Here is a 19771-nt window from a genome sequence, read left to right as displayed (position 1 = left end):
GGTGCGTCGAGAGATAGGCCCTGCCGACGCGGGGTTCTCTCGACGTTCCCATCGGTGGGCAGCTCGCGGAATTTACGGATATTTATAGTATCCGCAATGAAAATAGGTTCGCAGTCGGAGCCGCGATGACAGAATCGGTGCCCGAAACTTTCAATCTCACCATCGAGCCGTGGATCCCCATTGTTCGTCATGGCTCCCCGGCGGAACTTTCGCTGACGGATACCCTGCTGGATGCTGCGGATATCGAACTGGCGCTGACTGACCCGCTAGAAGCGGTGGCCTTGCTGCGCCACGTGCTTCTGCCGGTCTACTGGAGGATTCAGGCTCCGCCGCGGGCGGCCTACGAGTGGGGGGCCCGCTGGGCGGACACCGGACTGCGCTGTCCGGGGCCGCTCATTCGTCGTTACCTACACGATCATCGTGCGCGCTTCGAACTGTTCGGTGCGGTGCCGTTCGGGCAGGCGGCATCCTTGCGTACCACCCGAGGCGCCGTCAAATCCGCTGCCATCCTGGTGCTGTCCATGCCTGTGGGCAACAATGTGCCGCTGTTCGAGGCCAGAACCGACGACGATCCGCCTGCGCTTTCGCCAGGACAGGCCGTGCGTGCATTGCTTGCGCTGCAGTGCTGGGACACCGCTGGAGTCAAATCGGCAGCGATCGACGACCCTCACGCGAGGGCAGGTAAGGCCTACGGGAATCCCACCGGACCACTCGGCCAATTCGGTGCGGTCGTGCCGATCGGCCGGACGCTGGCGGAAACTCTACTGCTCAATACCCCTGTACTGCCCGACGGCCTGAATCCTGCCGATCTTCCGCCCTGGGAATCCCCGCCTGCGACAAGCCAGTACAGCACCCGGGCCGCGGTGGGGCCGATCGACCTGTTGACCTGGCAAGCTCGCAGGGTTCGGCTGATCCCTCGCATCGAGTCCGACGGCCGTACGGTGGTGCGGCACGCCGTCGTCACGCGCGGTGACCGGTTGACCGAGATCCCGACCGCTCACGAACTGCACGCGATGTGGTCGGACAGTGCGACCACCGCGGGAATGCGGCCGATTCGCCATCAGCTCGACCGGCAATTGTGGCGCGAGGCGCCCGCGGTGCTCGCCACCACGAATTCCACGGCCACCGGGTTACGGTCGTCACGACTGCTGACGGATTTGGCCCACCACGTGGTTCGGCGGTCGATTCCGTTCAGCACGCCGATACATCTTCTGGCCGTCGGCGTTTCGTACGGGAGCAGGTCGGCGGTCATCGATGACGCCGGCAGCGCCACGATGCCGTTGCCGCTTGCGGCGCTGCTCGATCACTCGATGACCCGCCATACGATGCTCGCGATCGCTGTCGAGGCGGACCGGCTCCGTGTGGCGATGATCGCTTTCACTAATGACCTCCGGATCGCGGCCGGTGCCCGTCCGCGGCCGTGGGGTGTCGGCGATGATCCCGGAGAAGCCTTGATGTATCGGCTGACCGAGCTGGCCGAACAACTTCTGCGCTTGATGCAGCGCCGCCCGGAGTGTGCGCAGCTGGCGTTGCGGCTCTGGCGTCTGCAGGCGAAACAGGTCAGCCTCGAGGCAGCGGCGGCCGTGCTGGACGGCGCGCCAGATCGTGGTTGTCTCGGTGTGCTGCAACAGGATTCACGACCGGGCCACGCGATCCGGCGGCAGAATGCCAGCACCGCGTCCCAGCGGTTCTACAACGTGGTGACGCAGTTACTGGCTGTCGATGACCCGGGCGAAAGTGAGCCGAAGTGATGAGCGCACAGCCCGCCGTCGGATTCGACGGCTTCTATTGGAGCGATCGTGCTGCGTGGGGTGGTCGGCGCCCCCCGGCGCTCGTCCTGGTCGGATTGCGCCGTGCCGCTGCCCAGCCGCCCGGCACGTCGCCGAGTATGTGGCCGTATCTGTCGACGCTGACCCGCAACGGGTTCGTGGGTGATGATCTGCATGCCGAGCACATAGCGCTCGGAATTTTCGCCGCGCACCAGCGCGTTCGGCGGGATCCGGTCCATGTCCAAGGCCGGGAGTTCGCCGCTGTGCTGGGGCGTGTGCGTGCTCACGATCCTGGAATGACCCCAGGGTTGGATCGGCGTTTCGCCGCCGCTGCCACCAGCGCGACGCGTACCGAACTCGCGACTCATCTACACAGTCTGATCGCGCGCTTGCGCCCTCTACGCAAGAGCGGGTTCGACTACGACCAGCTCTACCAAGATATACGCGACTGGGAAGACCAGGAGCTGTCGCCACAAATTCGCCGACGGTGGGAATCTCGATATTTCATTGCCGAGCGGGCCAGTGCGGGGCACCCGGTCACCGCCTTCTTGACTTCACTGAACACTCAGGAGCTTCATGGCGAGCAGTAACACCTATGTAGATGTCCACGTCTTGCACAGCGTGCCGCCATCGAATCCGAACCGGGACGACAACGGAAGCCCCAAACACGCGCAGTACGGCGGCGCGCGGCGGGCACGGGTGTCATCCCAGGCATGGAAGCGCGCGACGCGGGTGAGAATGGCCAGCGACGGCGTGGAACCAGAGTCTGCGAGATCGACCAGGACGAAGCGGATCGGCGCGCTGGTCGCCACCAGGCTCGCAGATGTGGCCGGGATCGACGCGGCGGCGGCCACGCGGATCACCAACGCGATGTTGGCCACGTTGCACATCACGCCGGGGCGGCGCCCCTCGGAGACGGCGTATCTGCTGTATTTCGGACGTGCACAGGTAGATCGGCTTGTAGCGCTGGTAGCCGACCGCGCGGCGGAACTCGCCATCCTCGACAACGTCCGGCTGGCCGCGGCCGTCGCCCCGCTGGACGTGCGTGCGCAGCTAGGCAGCGGTCATCCGGTCGATGTCGCATTGTTCGGGCGAATGATTGCTCAGGTGCCACAGCTCAACATCGATGCCGCGGTGCAGGTCGCCCATGCGCTGTCCACGCACCGAGTGGAGGTGGAGTTCGATTTCTTCACCGCGCTCGATGACGAGAAACCTCAGGCCGAGGGGGCAGGTGCCGAGATGGTGGACGCCGCCGAATTCAACTCCGCGTTGTACTACCGGTTCGCGTCGATCGGAATGGATCAGCTGGTGGCGAACCTGGACGGCGATGCGGCCGCCGCGTTACAGGCGGTTCAGCGATTTCTACCCGCCTTCGTCAAATCGGTGCCGAACGGACGGCAAAGCAGCTTCGCCCACCACACGCCGCCCTTTCTCACCAGCGTCGCGGTGCGGGATTGTCCGGTCAATCTGATCTCGGCGTTCGAGCGCCCGGTGCGATCCGGCGACGGTCTAGCCATCGACTCGGCGGTTCGGTTCGCCAAGGCTTTCGAGGAGGCTCGTGATCTCTGGGGCTATCCGGCGATCGGTGTCAGCTCGACCTACCCCGGTGAGTATGCGGACCGACTGTCGAAGGTACTAGGGGAGCCGCTGTCGTTTCGCGACACGGTGGCCGGTGTGCTCGGGATGCTCGCGGAACGACAATGGACCCGCGATGGCTGAGCTTGCCGACGGCACGCCCCGGTGTCTGGTGTTGCGGCTGGCCGGACCGCTGCAATCGTGGGGCAGTCAGAGTAGATACAACCGCCGTGACACTGCGGCCGAACCGACCAAGAGCGGGATCATCGGACTGCTCGCCGCCGCGACCAGCCGGGCACGCGGTGCCGACATCACGGATCTGGTCGCGCTGCGCCTTGGAGTACGCACAGACGAGCCGGGTACATTGCTGCGTGACTTCCACACCGTGAGCGACTATCGCGGACAGCCGTTGCCGGCAGCTGGGGTGAATGCTCACGGCGCGCAGCGCAGAGCTTCGGTCGGCGACGGAGCGAAAAAGTACCATGTCACCAGTCGGTTCTACCTGCAGGACGCGGTTTTCGTAGCAGCTCTCGGCGGCGAGCCGGAGTTGCTCGACACACTGTGGCACGCGCTGCGGCTCCCGGGCTATCCCTTGGCCCTCGGCCGTCGCAGCTGTCCGCCGACACTACCGCTGCACTTGGCTGCCCCGGGCGGACCGTTGTGGACCGGCACCCCGGAATCGGTGCTGGCGCGGGTTCCGTGGCAGCCGCGCAACACCAGGCGCTGGACTCCGGAACGGCCGGCCTCGGCATACCGGACCCTGCCGGTTGTGCTCGATGATCCGGACGGGACCGAAATCCGGGGCGATCTACCAGTCAGTTTCGCGTCTCGGGAGCGGCGCTTCCAGGCCAGGCTGGTGCGTCGCACATCAGTGACCGTGCCCACCCTCATCGACGGTGCCATCGCGTCGACACCACCCGCATGGCTCGACCTCCTGGATTGATCATGGCCTATATGTCCCGTATCTGGATCAACCCCCTTCGAGATGGCGCTCGGCGTCTGATTCTCAGCCCGCAGGTGGCACATGCTGCGGTATTGGGCGGGATCAGCGCCCAGCCAATAGATGAGCGGGTGTTGTGGCGTCTCGATCACGAAACACCGCACCGGAGTGCCCTTTTGGTGCTTTCCGAAACGAAACCATCCTGGGATCACATCGTGGAGCAGGCGGGCTGGACCGACGCCGAGATACCCCAGGCTTCCATCAAGTCCTATCTGCCATTGCTGGACCGGGTCACGGTCGGCGCATTGTTCCGGTTCAAGGTGCGCGCCAGTCCGACTTATGCCACTAGGCAGATGTCCGAACTCTCAGAGGCCCAACAACGTCGCCTCGCTGGGCCGCGCCCACGTGGCGTGCGACTGCCCCACCGGAGCGAAGAACGGCAGTACACGTGGTTCGCGGATCGAGCGACGCCGAAGTGGGGTTTCGCGATCGAAACCGACGAATTCGGGAGGCCGGTGTTGGCGATCACCGAGCGGCAGCGGGTGTCGTTTCGAAAGAGGCGTGACGCCGGCCATCAGGTCACGCTGCACACCGCTACCTACGAGGGGATCCTGCGGGTCACCGACGCGGAAATGGCGCGGCACTGTTTGCTGCACGGTGTGGGAACTGCGCGCGGTTATGGCTGTGGACTTGTCTCCGTCGCGCCGTTGGACGGTGAAATTCGCGCGACTCGTTGATATTTCGCAAGCGGCGACGTCGTTCGCTGTGGCGCGGGGGCATTTGCCAGATTTGCTCCCGGCACTGGGAATGCCATAGTTGCCACGCGCACATTCACCTTGAATCATGGATTTGCCGACCGGTTTTGTGCTCCGTCATGGACGGGACAGTCGGCAGAGAAAGGAGACGCTGATGTTGACGAGTTTTCTCGGTATGCTGGTCGATTTCTTCCGGGCGCTGATCGGTATCTGATCACGCATCGGATGCGGCCGCGTTAAAGCTCTTCGGCTGATAATTCACCGCATTGCTCTTGGCGCGGCCGCCGTCCAGCGGCGGGAACGCTGTGTCCGCTCAGCCGGCGCGGGAAGCCGCCAAAGTGCCTGTGATTTGCGCATATCTGTCCTCGAGTTCGCTGAGCCGGGCCCAGGCCTCGCGGGTTGCCGGATCGGACGGTCCGGCCGCGACCAACTTGTCCAGTGCACGCGCTGCTGTCGCTGCCATTCGATCGAGCAGGGCGCCCAAGGAACCGGGTGCTTCGATGTCCGGCACCAACAAATCGTAGGTTGCGACATAGCCGTGCAACCAGCCGTCGATCTGTGCCGCGAGTTCTGCGCGACGGCAATCGATCTCGCTGGAATTCAGCGGGTGACTGCGGCGGTAGCGGTGCAGTTGCACCAACTCCCGCACATGATTGCACAGCGGCGCGTCGACGTTTTTGCCACGTAACGTCTGTTCGATTTCCTCGGCGCTAGGTAGCGTGTACTCGGTTCGCTGTCGTTTGCTTCGGTTCGTACTCATTGCAGGGTTCCGCCGATCGTGAGCGGTTCATCTCGCCCCGGTCGGTGCGACTGGATCTGATCCGCTCAACGCACTTCTAGCGTGCGCCTTTCGTCGAGTGGTATTCTTCTCATTGATGGGGAGTGTTCCTGAACCCCGTAATTCACAAAACCAACAGGATCACCAGCGTGGTGAAGATGGTGAGAAAAACGGCTGCAGCCACTACTCGGACGACAGTCCATTCCTGTTGTGAGCCCGGGGGTTTCGATTCGGCGATTTCATCGGAATCGTCCCACCATGGCGGCAGCGGCGGATAGTCGCGGCGGTCTTCGGAGTTCATGAATTCCCGTCGGTCACGAGAGCTGGCGCCGGAACTCAACAGCTCGACTGCTTGGATCTGTGCTCGACGAACGAGCTTCGTGGCGATACTAATGACCGCGATGATTCGATTGTGTTCCCATGATCGGGAAGCATCTGTTGTCTTCCCACCGCCGGAAGGTATGGCGCACAAATGAAGTTATCGCGAGTTACGCTGCGGTTGCCGCCTCGGGCCGGCGAGCGCGACCGAGGTGCTGAGGAGTTGAAACCATGTTCGCATCAGCGGAACTACCGCGGCGGTCGGATGCCCCGATCCTAGATGCGTATGTCGGCCACGCGCAGGTGGTGCTGGACGGTCTAATGGCGGGACTCGGAAACGGTTCGGCTCAGGCGATCACGGCGGCGGATCTCGCAGGTAGTGGGCCACCGCCACCCGACCGCAGTGAGATGATCGATCAGTACAGGGCAAAACAAGGCGATGTCGATGAGTACAAGACCCGTCTGGGTGCGTTGGACAGCAAAGTTGCCGAGATCGCGCAGCAGTCCGCCGAGGTGACCAATGCGGCCCAGCAGGAAGTCGCGAAGCTGTACGACATCATCGCCGATATCGTCCGAGCGGTACCCGGCAAGCCGACGGTCGCCCAGCAAATGGATGCTATCGCCGGCATCGATCGCGCGGTCGGTAAGGCGGAAGAGGCGGTGTCATCCGCGCGTGACCAGCTCTCTGAGGGTGCGGGCGGCATAGCCCAGCCTCCGGTCGCGAACTTTGCCGCATCGCCCACGCCGAGTTACCCGTCGACGATGATGAATGGTGTTCCTCGATCACTTGATTACTCCGGATCGCCCACGGTGAGCAGACGCTCAGCTGCAGAGCGCGCGGCCTCGTACGCGTCGAGCGGTCAGGCGTCCGCGCCCATCGGAGGCAGCGTCGAACGAGCGCGCGAGATGATCTACCGATATCTGACCGATCCAGCCGGGCACAACTTAAGACCTGCCCAAGCTGCGGCCATCGTGGCGAACATAGAGAAGGAATCAGGCTTCAATCCGGGCGTTGTCAACCACGGTGCAGGGGAGAAGAACTCATTCGGATTATGTCAGTGGCGAGACGAAGTACCCGGGCAGGGGCGCTATTCGAACCTCCTAGCATTTGCCCAGAACCGGCCGGGCGGTATTGGAAACTGGCAGAACCAGATCGATTTCATCTTGGCCGAGATGAACTCGACGGAGTCGGCGGCGAGAGGGCCGTTCATGGCTGCCGCCGATCCGCGCGCGGCTGCATGGGCTTTCGATCGTTACTACGAGCGAAGCGCCGGGAGCAGGAACCCGAATAGCGAATCGGCGCAGAGCAGGCAGGATCTCGCAGAAAGCATAGCCCGGTCGATGGGGTCGACCGCGGCCTAGTCACGGCACCCATCGTTGCGATCGAATCGTTTTCATGTGCTCCGGTTCCCGTAGCGAGAGAGTTGCTGTTCCGCAGCGGCGACGGGGGCGAGGGTGGTCGGAGAGCTGATGTCGCCAACGCTGAGAAGGGCCCTCACGTCGTGTTGAATTGCGCGGGTTCCGACGAAGTGAATCCAGCTCAGGAGCTGTACGTGAGAATTGGGATGAACAGTATCGCAAGCTACGCCGCCATGGCGTTGGGTGTCGCAGCCGTTCCGGTGGTCATGGCACCACAGGCAGCGGCCGATCACCAGCGATGTCTCGCGTGGACCTGCGCGAGCACGCCGGATGACGGGGTGCGAGTCGAGTATGTCGATGCCACCCTCGACGTCTGCCATAGTGGGCCACTGGAGGGGGACACGTACAAGTTCAGGCTGCGGGGGCCCGGACTCGACCACATGACCGAGACCACCGAACCTACCGAGCAGGCGGGATCTTGTAAGAACCTCGTGCTTCGGCTGGATGTGAATCCCGACCGGACCTTCGCAGCAGGCGATCGGATCTGCGTCGAAGGAATCCGCCTACGCAGAGGCCACGAATACAGCATGGGCGAACCGTGCTTGCCGTTGCAAGAGAGCGGGCCAGCCGAACCGGCACCCTCAGGCTTCCCGATACCGCCGAGTTGGCCTGAGGGCCTAAATAATTGATGTTGGCCGACGCTAAATGATCTGAGCTTGAATCTATGCCTCGCCCACGCGAGGGTCACCCGCAGGTGGAGATTGTACCTCTTGACCGCCCCGCATACGCGGGGATTCAGCTCTCGACCACTTCGGGCAATCTGTCGAAATGGGCGCAGATGAGGTCTTTGGCATGGCCGAAGAGGTCGACGGCCCCTTCAATGATCTGGCGAAGAGAATCTTCACTGTCGAACGGCAAGCCACGTGTTTCATGACCTACAGCGACCTCGGCGTCGTCGCCCTTGACCGCCTGGTGGGCAAGCTTCGACCATTGGCCGCCGATAACACCGACTTTGCTGCTGACGAACAACGCGAATTCGACGGTCGACCGTCGAATGGTGACATGCAGCAGTACATCGTATCCGTGACGTCTGTCGATATATCCGAAGAAGCGTTCCTTCCTGAAGTACCTGAACGGTAAGGTGCTCTCGGACAGTATCTTTCGTACGACTTGCGGGTCGGCCGAATGATCACCGCGTGGGTATCGGCTCGCGAGAGTGGTGTAGCAGTGGAGGTAGCGGCGACCGAAGTCCGCGACCCGCAACAACTTCAGTAACTCGGCGTTCAGGAACTCTCGCTTTTGTATGCGGTTCGTCACGATGGTCCGAACTCCTTTGCCGGCCGAGGTCTGCCGAGGATAACGACGAGACCACGTACTTCTCATGCGTGGCAACAGTGCGCACAGCAACCGCCGGAGGAGACAGGGTGTCCCAGTGGGTTTCGCCAGCCGGCTCGGGCGGCCTTCGGCGTGGCGGCATGGTGACCGGCTGAGGTTGGCATGATGGTTGATGGGGGTGGCGGACGGCGATCTATCGAATGCGGATCTATCAGGCGGTAGAGGAAACCTTTCTGTATTCCATGAGTTCTTCCGGACACATCATTACCGGTGCAACCGCGTCATGGTGCCTGGCTGATTGGCGGGTAGGAGTCCGAGGAGGCGCGCATGGTCGTGGTTTGGGAGGCGGCTGCGGCGTAGGTTGCTTCCGCTGTTCACCGACAAGTACGAGGTGTTCATGCGGTCGGCGCCGTCGATCGCCGAAGTAGCCGACCGGAGATGGCCCTCTGAGTCCGGTGAGACTTCAAGGATCAGTTCTTGATCCATTCGCCCCGGGGAGGGCGGCCCGACCCTACCCACGCTTGATAAGTCTTGGCGTTTTTGCGGAAAATTCCAGAGAGATAGTTTCCCCATTTTCGATGCACGGTGGCTGTTATCAGATTGACCGTGTCTAGATAGGCTCCCGCCCATTCATAACGAACGACTGGCCCGAAACTCGAATAACGAACACCGCCGAAATTCGGGACATTGAACCACGCCCCTTCGAAATTCCTGCGGAACGTCTCTCCAATATACCGGCTGCATTGATCCGCAACGGCCCAACCTTCCACGCGGTCGACGTCATCCATCTCAGAAAATCGATCCAGAATTAATCGCTCTACCCGATCGAGACCCTGCGTCGACCACGGATCGTCCGGCAGCTCCTGAACAGTCTCGTTCAGGAATGCATCCAATTGCGCATTCATATTCTCCGGTGCCAGCCATCTCAGCCATTTCGGGTCTTGCTGGTCCCGCTCTATCTGCTCGAGCTCAGCCTGTGTGTACGGTCGGAAATCGCCCATGTTCTTACCCTTGTCCTCCTGGTCGGAACCATTCAGTATCTCGTTGCCGTCGTCACGGTACAGGCCGGGTTTCGACACGTAGGCGTCGTCAGGGTGGTGAGTGTGAGCGGTCGCGACGTAGGTGGCCCAGGTGTGCGGTTCGGAAAGGAAGCGTCGGGATGATGGTCACAGATTCGGTCGATGAGTTTTCGGGTGTCATGCGCCGCGCCGCGGCTGGCAGCCCGGTGGGCGGTTCCGTCATCGCGTCGAACCCCGGGAGCAGTCGCCGATCCGGCATCAATGCCAGGCACCCAGGTTATGAAGTGACCTGCTATCTGCGCTCGGTGTCGACTACCTACCTCGGCGGAAGGTCCGACAGTCGTGGACAGCCATCGGCGACGGTGATAAATGGGTGGCCCATGTTCTGGTAGTCGTCCGAACGTCGGCTCTCACGCTTCCAGCCGTCCGTATGGATATCGGTACAAGCGTCAAATCGTTGGTCGATGCGGAACTGGAATCGCGTCGCGCCGCAGTTTTCGGAGGTTATCTCCAGTTCCTCACTGTTGCGGTCGATGCCAGGACCCGTGAGGTGGGCATGGAAATATCCAGGCAACCCGGTCTGGCAGGTCTGGATCCGCACCTCTATCACGGTGACGTACCGCCCCGAGTCGTCCCGCTGGATACAAGTGGCGGCATGGCAGCCGACTGTGGCGTGAGCAGGGGTGGGCAGGATCCCGGGCATGATCGAGAGCGAGGCGAGTACCAGAAGCCTGGTCGGGAGCCGGACGAACCGTGGGGGCCGCATATCTTTCCTTTGAGAAGTGAAGACGGCTTACGGTAGGTGATCTCTTTCCGCCTAGCTCGGAAGATGCCTTCCCGTTTATGGGAATTCGGCTCGGTGATGTCGAGTATTCTTGTGGCCGAAGAGAACTCACTATTAGTTCGACCGCCTGACAGTAGTGGTCGAACTATTGCGGAGAATGCGTTTCGACCCCGAGGTGGCAAGCGGTTCGCCTGGTCGAGAAGCGCGAAGGGTCGATGTCGAGCATGGACGAGATACTTCGACTGGTACGTCCCGCCGTGCTGGACCTGACGCCACTCGATCTCGCGCGCACCGAAGAGTACGGTGCGCGGATTCGGCTCGATGTGAACGAGAACCCCTACCCGCCCTACCCAGGCACGCCGGCTCAGCAGGAGCTGAATCGTTATCCCGAGCGTCAACCTCGTCCACTGTTGGATGCCTTTGCTGACTTCTATGGCGTGCCGCGGGAATGCCTGCTGTTCACCCGCGATGTGGACGAAGCGGCCGACTTGCTGGTGCGCAGCTTCTGCGTCGAGGGGCGAGACGCGATACTCCAGACCCGGCCCACAGTTGCGATCTACCCGCACGTGGCGCGGGTGCAAGGGGTCGGCGTTGTCGAAGTTCCGTTGTTGCCCAGTGGTTTTCAACTCGATCCGGACGGCGTTCTGGCCATGCACGCGGCTAATCCGCAAACAAAGTTGCTCTTCCTCTGTTCCCCGAACGATCCGACCTCGAACCTGTTGGAGCGGGAGGACATCCTGCGGATCGCGACCGAGCTGTTCGGCACCGCGATCATCGTGGTCGATCACCGATTTCTCGACTATTCTGGTGCTGAATCACTCGCCACCGCGATTCCTGCGCATCCGAATATCGTTGTGCTCCGCTCCATGTCGGCGGAGTACGGGCTCGCCGGCGAACGATTCGGCATAGCCATCGCTCATCCCGAAGTAATCGACCTCCTGGGGCGTGTTCTCGCCTTCTGTCCGTTGTCACGGAACGCGATTCGCGCACTCACCCAGGTCATGACGCTGCTCGGGGTGCTTCGATCCGCGGTGAATATCGGCAAGGTGCTGACTGAGCGTACGCGAGTCGCTCGGGTACTCGCGGGCAGCTCTGCGGTCGTGCGAGTCTTTCCCAGCGACGCGAACTTCTTGTTCGTCCAGGTCAGGGACGCGAGCGGCTTGGTCGACATGATGACGCAAAGCGGTGTGAAGATAGCCGACGGGAGCACGTTTCCAGCCGCACCGGACGCGGTTCGAATATCCATCGGAACACCCGCCGAGAACAATGCCATGCTGGCAGTGCTGGATCAATATGCGGAGGAGCGGAAGCCACGTGGCTTTGGCGGCCGCTGACGCATCGGGTGCTTACCAGGCTTGGGAAGCTCGCCATCGGGGAGCAGGCTAGCCTCGGTACCGCTTGATCGGCAGATGCGCCGCAAGGCAATCCAACTCTGCTCCGGGCCTCCAATATTCAACATCGAGGTGCCGCGGTGGGTACACGTTCGAGCGGTTCGGCACCGAAGCCAAGTTCTTCGGGTCCGGATAGTTGACATAGGTGTGGGACCGTCTTTCTAGGGCTGAAGGAGCCTTGATCATGAAGAATTACGTCGGTTTGGTGGCTCGTGTGTCGGGCGTCTGTGTGGCGATGGCCGCAGCGGTCGTACTCACGGCTGGTACGGCGGCCGCGGATACGGTGAAGTTGACCATTTTGAAGGATGATGGAAGCAAGGAAATCGTCGCGGTCGACGCCAAGGCAGGCCTCGGTGTCGGCCTGCTCTCGCCGTGCGATCTGTTGACGCTCGGGGTCGACACCGGCGTCGCCGCTCAGGTTCTCGGTGTGGCCGATATCGGGGTCGACGGCAAGGTTGTGGCTTGCGTATGAGCCGGCCCAGAACTCGGCGGGGTCGTCGCAGCTCCCTATACTCGTAGCGACAAGGTCGGTCGTCGTAATCGCGGCGGCCGACATCCGCTGCTGAGTCCGGATGCTGTTCCGGGATAGCGAATTACACGGCAGATCGATGAATCGGACGATCTGCTGCCATACTTCCCAGCATTGGCGAGGCGGGATTGTGACGTTGCCGTAATGTCCGTGGGCGGCAGGAAATGGCGAGTGTTTCGAATCGTCATTCAGTAGGAAAGTGGTATTCGAAAATATTCCTCGATCAGCCAGTCGCTGGATACCGAATACCGACTCGCAAGAAGGCACAGGGAACTCTCAATGGCAATCAGAAGAATAATGGCGACCGCTCTGTTGGCGATCGGCGCCACCGGCATCGCTGGTGCTACCGCGCACGGTGAGGCCGGTGTGGCGACTTCCATCAACGGCGTCGACGGGCCGATCGCCTACACCGTCGCATTGGCCGAGGATCACACGGCGGCCACGATCCGGCTCGCGTCCGGGACGTTCGATCTGACACCGGATCGATCCGCGATCACGGTGTCCGCGGCTGACGGTGACTACATCGATACGATCCCGACGACCATGGGCACCGAGACCGGTCAACAGCTCACAGTCGAGCCGGAACTGGACAGCACCGCCACGGTGCTGACCCTCAAGCCGGTGAACGGGCCGGTGACCGGCGCCGACTCCGCACCGCAAGCCGTGGCGCTGAAGTCGATCGGTGACGCGGGCACGACAGTGGCGGGAGTACTGATCGGCTGTGCAATCGGCGCGCTCATCGGTATCTGGTTCGTCCTGGTCGGTGCCGCGGTGGGCTGTGTGCTCGGCGGAATCCTGGGAGGCATAACAGGCGCCCACCAGTAGTGTCCCGACCACAAGGGTGCTTCACACGGCCACCGGACTGGATCTGTCGGAGTACCTCGAGGAAAGGCCAGAGCAGATGCATGCTCTGGCCTTTCTCTTTAGCAAAAGCCTTCGGTGACACACACGTTCAGACGGCGTGGGCTTCATCGATCGAGGGTCGACAGAGCCTGAATGACCGCCTGCACCGCGGGGCGCACCTGCGAGCTGGCGCGGATGACGGCGTCGATGCGGCGGTGGCGGCCGGTCGGAGTGGTAGGGACATCGACGTGGCGCAGTGCCATTCGGGGGAGGATCGCGGCGCCGACGCCGGAGGCTACCAAGTCGGCGATGGTGGCCAAGCCCATGAACTCCCATCGGCTGTGAGGCTTGATGCCCAGTTCGGCCATCACGTCCTCGGCTACGCGCCGGGACAATTGGTCGGGTGGCGCGACCAACCAGGTCGTATGCTCGGTGCTGCCCGCGATCAGCAGTGGGTCGATCATCAGCTCTATTCTGAGTAAACCGGGCTCCGGGGGAGAATCCCGCCACGCATCGACGACGACGATGTCGACCTCCCGGGTGCGCAGCCGGTCCAAAGCGTCGGCATCGGTGTGTTGACGCAGCACCACCGCAGGCCCCTTCGGCAGGATCAGACGCGGAGCTGCGGCGATCGCGGCCGTAGGGATAGTGCTGACCACGATCCGTCCGCCCGTGTCGCCGGCCGCGTCGGCGAGATCGGACTCGGCGGTTTCAACGGCGTCGAGAATGGTGGCGGCGTGCTGCGCGAGACGACGCCCCGCCTCGGTGAGTGCGGCGCTGCGGGCGGACCGTTCCAGCAACGCGACGCCGACTTCTCTTTCCAGCACGGCCAGCTGCTGCGACACAGCGGATGCCGAATAGCCGGTCGCGGCAGCCGTCGCCGCAATGCTGCCGAGCCGGTCGAATTGATGGAGCAGTGCGAGGCGGCGTATTTCGAGCATCGGAAAATCTTACGCTCACCTTCGATTGTTCGCGCTGTACACGATACTTCTCGCCGGGCACCGTGGACGCCATGCCAGTCTCTGCAACACTTGCCGCCAATGACGCGGTTGCCTACCGCCGTGCGAGCGGTCTTCCCGTGGTTCCCCTCGGTTTCGGTGAAGCCGGTTTGCCTGTCCACCCGATGCTGAGCGGTGCACTCGCGGCTGCCGCGGACACGGCCGGGTACGGCCCGGTCGCCGGCATCCCCGAACTTCGCGATGCCGCCGCCGGATATTGGTCACGGCGTGGCCTGCCGACCGAGCCCGCGCAGGTTGTCGCAGGGCCCGGTAGTAAACCGCTGCTGTGGGCGATTCTCGGTGCACGAGCGGGTGGTGTCGCGCTCCCGAACCCGAGTTGGGTGAGCTACGCCGCACAGGCTGGTTTGCAAGGTCTGTGTGCGGTGCGGATCCGTAGTGTCGGCGGCGTGCCGGATCCCCTCGCACTCGACGCCGCAGCAAGAGAGTTCGACCTCTCCACTGTTGTTGTGACGTTGCCGGACAACCCGACCGGTCGGCTTGCTTCGCCATCGGTAATCCGGGAGTTATGCGCGGTCGCGGAGCGGCACGATTTGCTCATCGTGTCAGATGAGATCTACCGCGACCTGACCGACGCTGAATTCCTCAGCCCGGCAGAGGTTGTGCCGCACCGAGTCGTCATCACCTCGGGTCTGAGCAAGAGCTTGGCGCTCGGTGGCTGGCGCACCGGCGTCGCGCGGTTCGTCGACGATGACTTGCGGGACGAAGTGATCGACGTAGCCAGCGAGGTCTGGTCGGCGCCCACCAGACCGGTCCAGTATGCTGCCGCGCTGGCGTACACCGAACCGCCAGAACTCGTGGAACGTATCGCGCAGAGCCGAAAACTGCATCTGAGCGTCGGTGCCGTCGTGGCGGAGATCTTCAAAACCACGCCACCCGACGGCGCGTTCTACTGCTATCCGCGCGTCGCCGGTTTCGACACCGACCACGAGGTCGTTGAGTACTTATTGGCCCGCAACGGAATCGTCGTGCTGCCGGGCTCCGAATTCGGCGACCCACCCACGGCCTGCCACATTCGCGTCGCGACCAGCCTTCTCTACGGTGACACCGAGGAACGAAGACTGCGAGCGTTGTACAGCGACCGCCCGACGACGCTGCCGTGGATCGCCGCCCAGCTCGATATCATCAGCGCCGCAATGGATTACTGACAGCGCCGCGCCGCCGTCACAGGACCTTGCCCGGGTTGAGGATGCCTAGCGGGTCGAATGCCGCTTTGACTGCGTGCTGTAGTCGCATGCCGGTGGGGCCGATTTCGCGGGCCAGCCACTCGCGTTTCGTCAGGCCGATTCCGTGTTCGCCGGTACAGGTACCACCGAAGGCCAGAGCTTTCGCTACGATCGCTTCGTCGGCGGTGCGGGCTCGTTTCCATACGACAGGGTCATCGCGGTCGACCACGATCATGGGGTGCAAGTTCCCATCGCCGCCATGGGCGACAAGCCCGATGACGATCGAATTCTCGGCGGCGATCCGGTCGATGTCCTCGAACATTGCGGCCAGGTGGCTGCGCGGCACGACGACATCGCCGATGAGGACGGTGCCGAGCCGGTCCATAGCCCGATTTGCCAGTTGGCGTGCGGCCATGAGTTTTTCGCCTTCGATTGGATCGAACGCCAGGTTGATCTCGGTGGCATGTGCGGCGCGGCACAGTTCGGCCATCTCGTGGAGGTCCTCGGAAGACTTTGCCCCGGTAGCGCATTGAGCGAAGAGCAATGCGGCTGCGTCCGGCAGCCCGCTCGGTGCGAGTGCCTCGATCGCGCGCAGATGCACGCGGTCGAGGAGTTCTAGCACACTGGGAATACATCCGGACTCGGTGATCGACTCGATCGCCCTGCCGGCGGCATGCAGCGTGCCGAACGCCGCTGTCAGCGTGGCCAGCGGTGTGGCGACGGGGTGCAACGCCAGCGTGATCTCGGTGATCACGCCCAGCGTCCCTTCGCTCCCGACGAGCAGTTGGGTGACGTCGTACCCGGCGACACCCTTAGCGGTGCGGCGCCCACAGCGCAACAACTCGCCGTTTGCCAACACCACTTCGAGGCCGAGAACGTATAGGCTCGTCACGCCGTACTTCACAGAGCACGTGCCGCCCCCGTTCGCGACGTTGCCGCCGATCGTTGCGGTCGGCAACCAACTCGGATTCGGGGGATAGCAGAGTCGGTGTGGTTCGACCGCGGCGGAGATGTCCGCTTCGACAACCCCTGGCTCGACCACGACGATGCGGCTCACAATGTCGATCTCCCGGATCTGGTTCATAGCCGTCATATCGAGCGCAATGCAGCCCGCGACCCCGTTCGCGCCCCCAGCGACGCCCGTGCGTAATCCCTGCGGCACCACTGGGATCCGCTGTTGGGTAGCCACGCGCATCGTCTGTTGCACCTGTTCGCGTACGGTCGGGCGGACGACTGCCAGCGGACGCGCGCTGCTCGTGAATCGCGACCGGTCCCGTGCGTGCCGCTCCAATACCTCCGGATCTGTCACCACCACCGCATCGGGTAGGACCGCCTGCAAGGCGGCAACCGCAGGATTCATGGACGAGATGCTAGGCACCCGAGGGCCTGCTCCCCGCTAGTGGGAAACGGTGCTCTCGGGGTCGAACCGATCGAAGACCGCCAGCATGGCGTTGTTCTCCTCGGGGGTTCCGATCGATATACGAACCGAATTCTCGATGCCGACCAGCGTGCTGCAGTCTCGAATCTTGATCCCGTTGCGCTCCATCGCGTTCAGCAGCGCCGGTGTGTCGGTCACCTGGACTAGCAGGAAATTCGTGTCACTGTGAAAGATTCGCGCCGTCGTCGACCTGGCGCGCAACTCTCGGGCGACCCTTGCACGTTCGCTCAGAACTCTGTCGATATTCGCTCTGGTGTAATCCTTGCCGGCGGGGGTCAGCACGCGCGCGACTGCCCTGATGGCGCTCTGGGACAGGGGATGTGGTGCGATCATGCGGCCAAGGACGCTGATGATGTCGGGATGGGCGATCGTGATCCCGAAGCGTGCACCGGCCAGGCTGTACCCCTTCGACATCGACCGCAAGACAACGATATTCGGGTGCGTGGTAAGCGAATCGGCGAGTGATTCCGCGTTCGAGTAGTCGAGGTAGAGCTCATCGACCACCACGATTGCCTTGCCGAGCAGTGTTCGTGCGACACGCAGGATGTCTGCGCGATCGAGCAGATTGGCCGTTGGATTGTTAGGAGAGCAGAAGAACAGCACTGTGGCCTGCGGATTCGCCGCGTGTGTGTGCAGAATTCCGGGTACATCCAGCTGGAAATCGGGCGGGGTGAGCGGAACCTCGAGCACATCGACCCCCTGCACTCGTGCCGCATGCCGGTACAAAGCAGAAGTCGGTGGTGTGCAAAGGATCTTGTGCTGACCTTCGGCGCAGAATCCTCGTACGAGCAGATCTATGGCTTCATCCGTGCCGCGACTGAACAGCAGCGAGTCGCGCGGGACGCCATAGAGGGTGGTGAAGACATCGAGCAACAGCTCCGGGCGGGGCTCGGGATACCGGTTAAGCCCATATTGCTCGACCTCTCCGGGGAAGGGTGGATAGGGGCTTTCGTTCGCGTCGAGCCGCGCGCGGACCGTGATCCGGCTGGACGCGGTCGGCGCGGAGCTGTACGGCCGCATCTCCCTGATCGCGGTGCGGACCAACCCCATGAGCTCATCCATCGTCCCCGCGTACCTTTCACTTTTTGCCGAGCGGGGCCGATTCTTCCTGGCCCGATCGGTCGTCGGCACCGGACGCGCTGGTCGATGTCAGCACGACCGCCCGCTGATGCAGCGGTCGGCGCGCCGCCAGCAGCACATACTTCCGACCACGTGCCGCTACTTCGAAGCTGATCGGGCACCCGTGCTGGTTGGTGGCGACCACCCCGGCCCCCTCCAGGATCGGTACGACAGCCGCCGCATGGGCAACAGGTAAACCACGCTCGTAGACGACGTCGATGGAACCATTCAGTAGTCCCATGTAACCGAGGCAGTTCTGGTCGAGGACCACCTCGGCCGCAGTCGCTGCGAGGGCTTGAAAACTGTCCCACTGATCGCCGGGTGCGAACATGACTTTCGGAGCGGTGCACGCCAGGACCGCTGAGTCGGGATGACGGACCGACCAGGTCGGCCAAGCCGGAATCGGTATGCCATTGCAAATGACCGGCGTATCTCGACCACCCAGCCAGCCGCGGCCGAGCACCAGATCATCGGCCCTTGGCAATAACTCTCCGATCGCGCCAAGCATCGCGGCATCACTGTGCAGCAGGCCGACAGTGATGCCGAACGCCGGATCGGTGCGCAGTGCCGGTAAGCCATACGCGCGTCGCATTGCCGAGCGGACCATGGCACTCGTCCCGTCGAGCGGATCGATACTCCATGTCCACCCATTGGCGCCACGCTGACCGGGTACTTCCTCGCCGATCACGGTATGTGAGGGATAGCGACGTCGGATTGCATTCCGCATCAGCCGTGCCGCCTGCTGTTTCGTATCGGTGACCATCTCGTAGTACTCCGCGCCCGCTTGCACGGGTGAGTAGCCACCGCTACCGCGAAGCTGTTCGCCCACTGCGGGATCGGCGCGAAGGACAGCGAGCAACTCCAGGTAGCAGAGTCTGATCTCGGTGTGGGCAATCGAAATGAGCGATTTTGCGAATGCTGTGAGTTCAGTCGGGGCCGGGCTCGTCATCGCCTTTACCGCCCGTCATTCGAGATCCGTCCCCCACTGCTGTAGTTGCTCACCCCGCACTACCTCGGTCATCACTGGCTACGCGTTGACCGGGTAGCCGGCCTGGAAAGCCAGACGCTGTCCGGCGTAGGCGGCGATTCTGGTGAGTTCGTCGTTCAAGGCCAGAAAGACTTCCCAGGGTTCCGCTTCGCACATCGCGACGAGGCGTCGGACGACCAACTGCTCGAGCGCAGGAACTCGCTGGCCAGTCCAGACCTTGTCGGCGAGGCTGACCAACAGATCGTCGAGCGCAGTGTCTTCGTCCCATGTTGCGTGAGTCCGGCAGAATCGGGCGAGGTCGGTGCCGACTCCCTCCGCCAGCAGCAGTTGATATCCGGCTTCCTCGTGGGCGGATCCCGGCGCGAACAATTCTTCCGGATGCATGACTTTCCCGATGTCGTAGGTAGCCGCGCCGAACAGGACGGCGGCTCTGTCGACGGGAGCCGACATGTAGTGCGTCCGTAGCCAATCGACCAACTGCCCGGCTACGTCGTGCACAACCCGCAGAATCGCGCCGAGTCGGGGAGATGTGCCGACTCTGACCAGAAGGGTCGCGGCGTCGACGGGCAGGAATCGCAGTGGTGGATCAGCTTGGTCGACCAAGGCCAGTCCCAAGGAGAGCGTGTTCCAATCGCGCCGATCAATCATC

At 62.9% G+C, this 19771-nt stretch carries 21 protein-coding genes; 11 read left to right on the top strand and 10 right to left on the bottom strand.

The window, feature by feature from the left end; genetic code table 11:
* The first annotated feature begins 125 nt into the window (after window positions 1-125).
* From casA to O3I_RS46815, 6 genes are all read left to right on the top strand, one after another.
* Window positions 126-1751, top strand: a complete 1626-nt coding sequence (gene casA / locus O3I_RS23845; protein WP_014985552.1) for a type I-E CRISPR-associated protein Cse1/CasA — start codon at window positions 126-128, stop codon at window positions 1749-1751.
* Entirely contained in the window at window positions 1751-2359 is a 609-nt protein-coding gene (gene casB / locus O3I_RS23840) for a type I-E CRISPR-associated protein Cse2/CasB (RefSeq protein ID WP_014985551.1), read from the top strand. The genes casA and casB overlap by 1 nt, the downstream gene beginning before the upstream one ends.
* Window positions 2346-3488: a type I-E CRISPR-associated protein Cas7/Cse4/CasC gene (gene cas7e / locus O3I_RS23835; protein ID WP_041562812.1), complete on the top strand. Its 1143-nt coding sequence runs from the start codon at window positions 2346-2348 to the stop codon at window positions 3486-3488. Before casB ends, cas7e begins: the two co-directional genes overlap by 14 nt.
* On the top strand, window positions 3481-4287 hold the full coding sequence (gene cas5e, locus O3I_RS23830; protein WP_014985549.1) for a type I-E CRISPR-associated protein Cas5/CasD: 807 nt from the start codon (window positions 3481-3483) through the stop codon (window positions 4285-4287). Before cas7e ends, cas5e begins: the two co-directional genes overlap by 8 nt.
* A 2-nt stretch (window positions 4288-4289) precedes the next feature.
* Window positions 4290-5021, top strand: coding sequence for a type I-E CRISPR-associated protein Cas6/Cse3/CasE (gene cas6e / locus O3I_RS23825; protein WP_041562811.1), 732 nt, complete (start codon window positions 4290-4292; stop codon window positions 5019-5021).
* Window positions 5022-5127: 106 nt separating this feature from the next.
* Window positions 5128-5253 carry a hypothetical protein gene (locus tag O3I_RS46815; RefSeq protein ID WP_272944268.1) on the top strand — a complete coding sequence of 42 codons (126 nt, stop codon included), beginning with the start codon at window positions 5128-5130 and terminating at the stop codon, window positions 5251-5253.
* A 99-nt stretch (window positions 5254-5352) separates the two neighbouring features.
* Here O3I_RS46815 and O3I_RS42855 read toward each other — a convergent pair whose 3' ends face one another.
* Both O3I_RS42855 and O3I_RS45600 read right to left on the bottom strand, forming a co-directional pair.
* The gene (locus O3I_RS42855; protein WP_141692171.1) at window positions 5353-5679 is read right to left on the bottom strand and encodes a hypothetical protein; all 327 of its coding nucleotides are present in this window, start codon (window positions 5677-5679) and stop codon (window positions 5353-5355) included.
* Between the two features lie 262 nt (window positions 5680-5941).
* Window positions 5942-6118: a hypothetical protein gene (locus tag O3I_RS45600; RefSeq protein ID WP_167829165.1), complete on the bottom strand. Its 177-nt coding sequence runs from the start codon at window positions 6116-6118 to the stop codon at window positions 5942-5944.
* 248 nt (window positions 6119-6366) lie between these two features.
* On the opposite strand from O3I_RS45600, the gene O3I_RS23815 reads away from it, so the two are divergent.
* Window positions 6367-7497, top strand: coding sequence for a phage tail tip lysozyme (locus tag O3I_RS23815; protein WP_014985546.1), 1131 nt, complete (start codon window positions 6367-6369; stop codon window positions 7495-7497).
* 792 nt (window positions 7498-8289) lie between these two features.
* Here the strand turns inward: O3I_RS23815 and O3I_RS23810 are convergent.
* The 3 genes from O3I_RS23810 to O3I_RS44925 form a co-directional block, all read right to left on the bottom strand.
* Window positions 8290-8811 (bottom strand): hypothetical protein, encoded by a 522-nt coding sequence (locus O3I_RS23810; protein ID WP_014985545.1) that lies wholly within the window; start codon window positions 8809-8811, stop codon window positions 8290-8292.
* Window positions 8812-9299: 488 nt separating this feature from the next.
* Window positions 9300-9908 carry a hypothetical protein gene (locus tag O3I_RS44930; protein WP_141692172.1) on the bottom strand — a complete coding sequence of 203 codons (609 nt, stop codon included), beginning with the start codon at window positions 9906-9908 and terminating at the stop codon, window positions 9300-9302.
* Window positions 9909-10164: 256 nt separating this feature from the next.
* Window positions 10165-10449 carry a hypothetical protein gene (locus tag O3I_RS44925; protein ID WP_141692173.1) on the bottom strand — a complete coding sequence of 95 codons (285 nt, stop codon included), beginning with the start codon at window positions 10447-10449 and terminating at the stop codon, window positions 10165-10167.
* A gap of 407 nt (window positions 10450-10856) precedes the next feature.
* Between O3I_RS44925 and O3I_RS23800 the strand changes: the two genes are divergently transcribed.
* The 3 genes from O3I_RS23800 to O3I_RS23790 all read left to right on the top strand — a co-directional run bounded on the left by O3I_RS23800 (window position 10857) and on the right by O3I_RS23790 (window position 13377).
* Window positions 10857-11966, top strand: coding sequence for an aminotransferase class I/II-fold pyridoxal phosphate-dependent enzyme (locus O3I_RS23800; RefSeq protein WP_014985543.1), 1110 nt, complete (start codon window positions 10857-10859; stop codon window positions 11964-11966).
* Between the two features lie 241 nt (window positions 11967-12207).
* Window positions 12208-12495 (top strand): hypothetical protein, encoded by a 288-nt coding sequence (locus tag O3I_RS23795; RefSeq protein ID WP_014985542.1) that lies wholly within the window; start codon window positions 12208-12210, stop codon window positions 12493-12495.
* Between the two features lie 354 nt (window positions 12496-12849).
* The gene (locus O3I_RS23790; RefSeq protein WP_014985541.1) at window positions 12850-13377 is read left to right on the top strand and encodes a hypothetical protein; all 528 of its coding nucleotides are present in this window, start codon (window positions 12850-12852) and stop codon (window positions 13375-13377) included.
* A 143-nt stretch (window positions 13378-13520) separates the two neighbouring features.
* On the opposite strand, the gene O3I_RS23785 is transcribed toward O3I_RS23790, so the two are convergent.
* A complete protein-coding gene (locus O3I_RS23785; protein ID WP_014985540.1) occupies window positions 13521-14336 on the bottom strand; it encodes a LysR family transcriptional regulator in 816 nt (271 codons plus the stop codon).
* A 71-nt stretch (window positions 14337-14407) separates the two neighbouring features.
* On the opposite strand from O3I_RS23785, the gene O3I_RS23780 reads away from it, so the two are divergent.
* Window positions 14408-15559: a pyridoxal phosphate-dependent aminotransferase gene (locus tag O3I_RS23780; protein WP_041564245.1), complete on the top strand. Its 1152-nt coding sequence runs from the start codon at window positions 14408-14410 to the stop codon at window positions 15557-15559.
* A gap of 16 nt (window positions 15560-15575) precedes the next feature.
* On the opposite strand, the gene O3I_RS23775 is transcribed toward O3I_RS23780, so the two are convergent.
* From O3I_RS23775 to O3I_RS23760, 4 genes are all read right to left on the bottom strand, one after another.
* Window positions 15576-16937: an FAD-binding oxidoreductase gene (locus tag O3I_RS23775; RefSeq protein ID WP_014985538.1), complete on the bottom strand. Its 1362-nt coding sequence runs from the start codon at window positions 16935-16937 to the stop codon at window positions 15576-15578.
* A gap of 36 nt (window positions 16938-16973) precedes the next feature.
* Window positions 16974-18077 carry a histidinol-phosphate transaminase gene (gene hisC, locus O3I_RS23770; RefSeq protein ID WP_014985537.1) on the bottom strand — a complete coding sequence of 368 codons (1104 nt, stop codon included), beginning with the start codon at window positions 18075-18077 and terminating at the stop codon, window positions 16974-16976.
* A gap of 16 nt (window positions 18078-18093) precedes the next feature.
* The gene (locus O3I_RS23765; protein WP_014985536.1) at window positions 18094-19083 is read right to left on the bottom strand and encodes an inositol monophosphatase family protein; all 990 of its coding nucleotides are present in this window, start codon (window positions 19081-19083) and stop codon (window positions 18094-18096) included.
* A gap of 78 nt (window positions 19084-19161) precedes the next feature.
* A complete protein-coding gene (locus tag O3I_RS23760) occupies window positions 19162-19770 on the bottom strand; it encodes a hypothetical protein (RefSeq protein ID WP_014985535.1) in 609 nt (202 codons plus the stop codon).
* Window position 19771: the final 1 nt, after the last annotated feature.

The sequence above is a fragment of the Nocardia brasiliensis ATCC 700358 genome (assembly GCF_000250675.2).
GTDB classification, from domain to species: Bacteria; Actinomycetota; Actinomycetes; order Mycobacteriales; family Mycobacteriaceae; genus Nocardia; species Nocardia brasiliensis_B.
The sequence above is the reverse complement of the archived record's forward strand: the minus strand, read 5'-3'. Positions and strand labels throughout refer to the sequence as shown.

Coding starts and splice junctions, on each gene's coding strand:
- casA (WP_014985552.1), top strand. CDS start 126: ATGACAGAATCGGTGCCCGAAACTTTCAATCTCACCATCGAGCCGTGG.
- casB (WP_014985551.1), top strand. CDS start 1,751: ATGAGCGCACAGCCCGCCGTCGGATTCGACGGCTTCTATTGGAGCGAT.
- cas7e (WP_041562812.1), top strand. CDS start 2,346: ATGGCGAGCAGTAACACCTATGTAGATGTCCACGTCTTGCACAGCGTG.
- cas5e (WP_014985549.1), top strand. CDS start 3,481: ATGGCTGAGCTTGCCGACGGCACGCCCCGGTGTCTGGTGTTGCGGCTG.
- cas6e (WP_041562811.1), top strand. CDS start 4,290: ATGGCCTATATGTCCCGTATCTGGATCAACCCCCTTCGAGATGGCGCT.
- O3I_RS46815 (WP_272944268.1), top strand. CDS start 5,128: ATGGATTTGCCGACCGGTTTTGTGCTCCGTCATGGACGGGACAGTCGG.
- O3I_RS45600 (WP_167829165.1), bottom strand. CDS start 6,118: ATGAACTCCGAAGACCGCCGCGACTATCCGCCGCTGCCGCCATGGTGG.
- O3I_RS23815 (WP_014985546.1), top strand. CDS start 6,367: ATGTTCGCATCAGCGGAACTACCGCGGCGGTCGGATGCCCCGATCCTA.
- O3I_RS23800 (WP_014985543.1), top strand. CDS start 10,857: ATGGACGAGATACTTCGACTGGTACGTCCCGCCGTGCTGGACCTGACG.
- O3I_RS23795 (WP_014985542.1), top strand. CDS start 12,208: ATGAAGAATTACGTCGGTTTGGTGGCTCGTGTGTCGGGCGTCTGTGTG.
- O3I_RS23790 (WP_014985541.1), top strand. CDS start 12,850: ATGGCGACCGCTCTGTTGGCGATCGGCGCCACCGGCATCGCTGGTGCT.
- O3I_RS23785 (WP_014985540.1), bottom strand. CDS start 14,336: ATGCTCGAAATACGCCGCCTCGCACTGCTCCATCAATTCGACCGGCTC.
- O3I_RS23780 (WP_041564245.1), top strand. CDS start 14,408: ATGCCAGTCTCTGCAACACTTGCCGCCAATGACGCGGTTGCCTACCGC.
- O3I_RS23775 (WP_014985538.1), bottom strand. CDS start 16,937: ATGAATCCTGCGGTTGCCGCCTTGCAGGCGGTCCTACCCGATGCGGTG.
- hisC (WP_014985537.1), bottom strand. CDS start 18,077: ATGGATGAGCTCATGGGGTTGGTCCGCACCGCGATCAGGGAGATGCGG.
- O3I_RS23765 (WP_014985536.1), bottom strand. CDS start 19,083: ATGACGAGCCCGGCCCCGACTGAACTCACAGCATTCGCAAAATCGCTC.
- O3I_RS23760 (WP_014985535.1), bottom strand. CDS start 19,770: ATGATTGATCGGCGCGATTGGAACACGCTCTCCTTGGGACTGGCCTTG.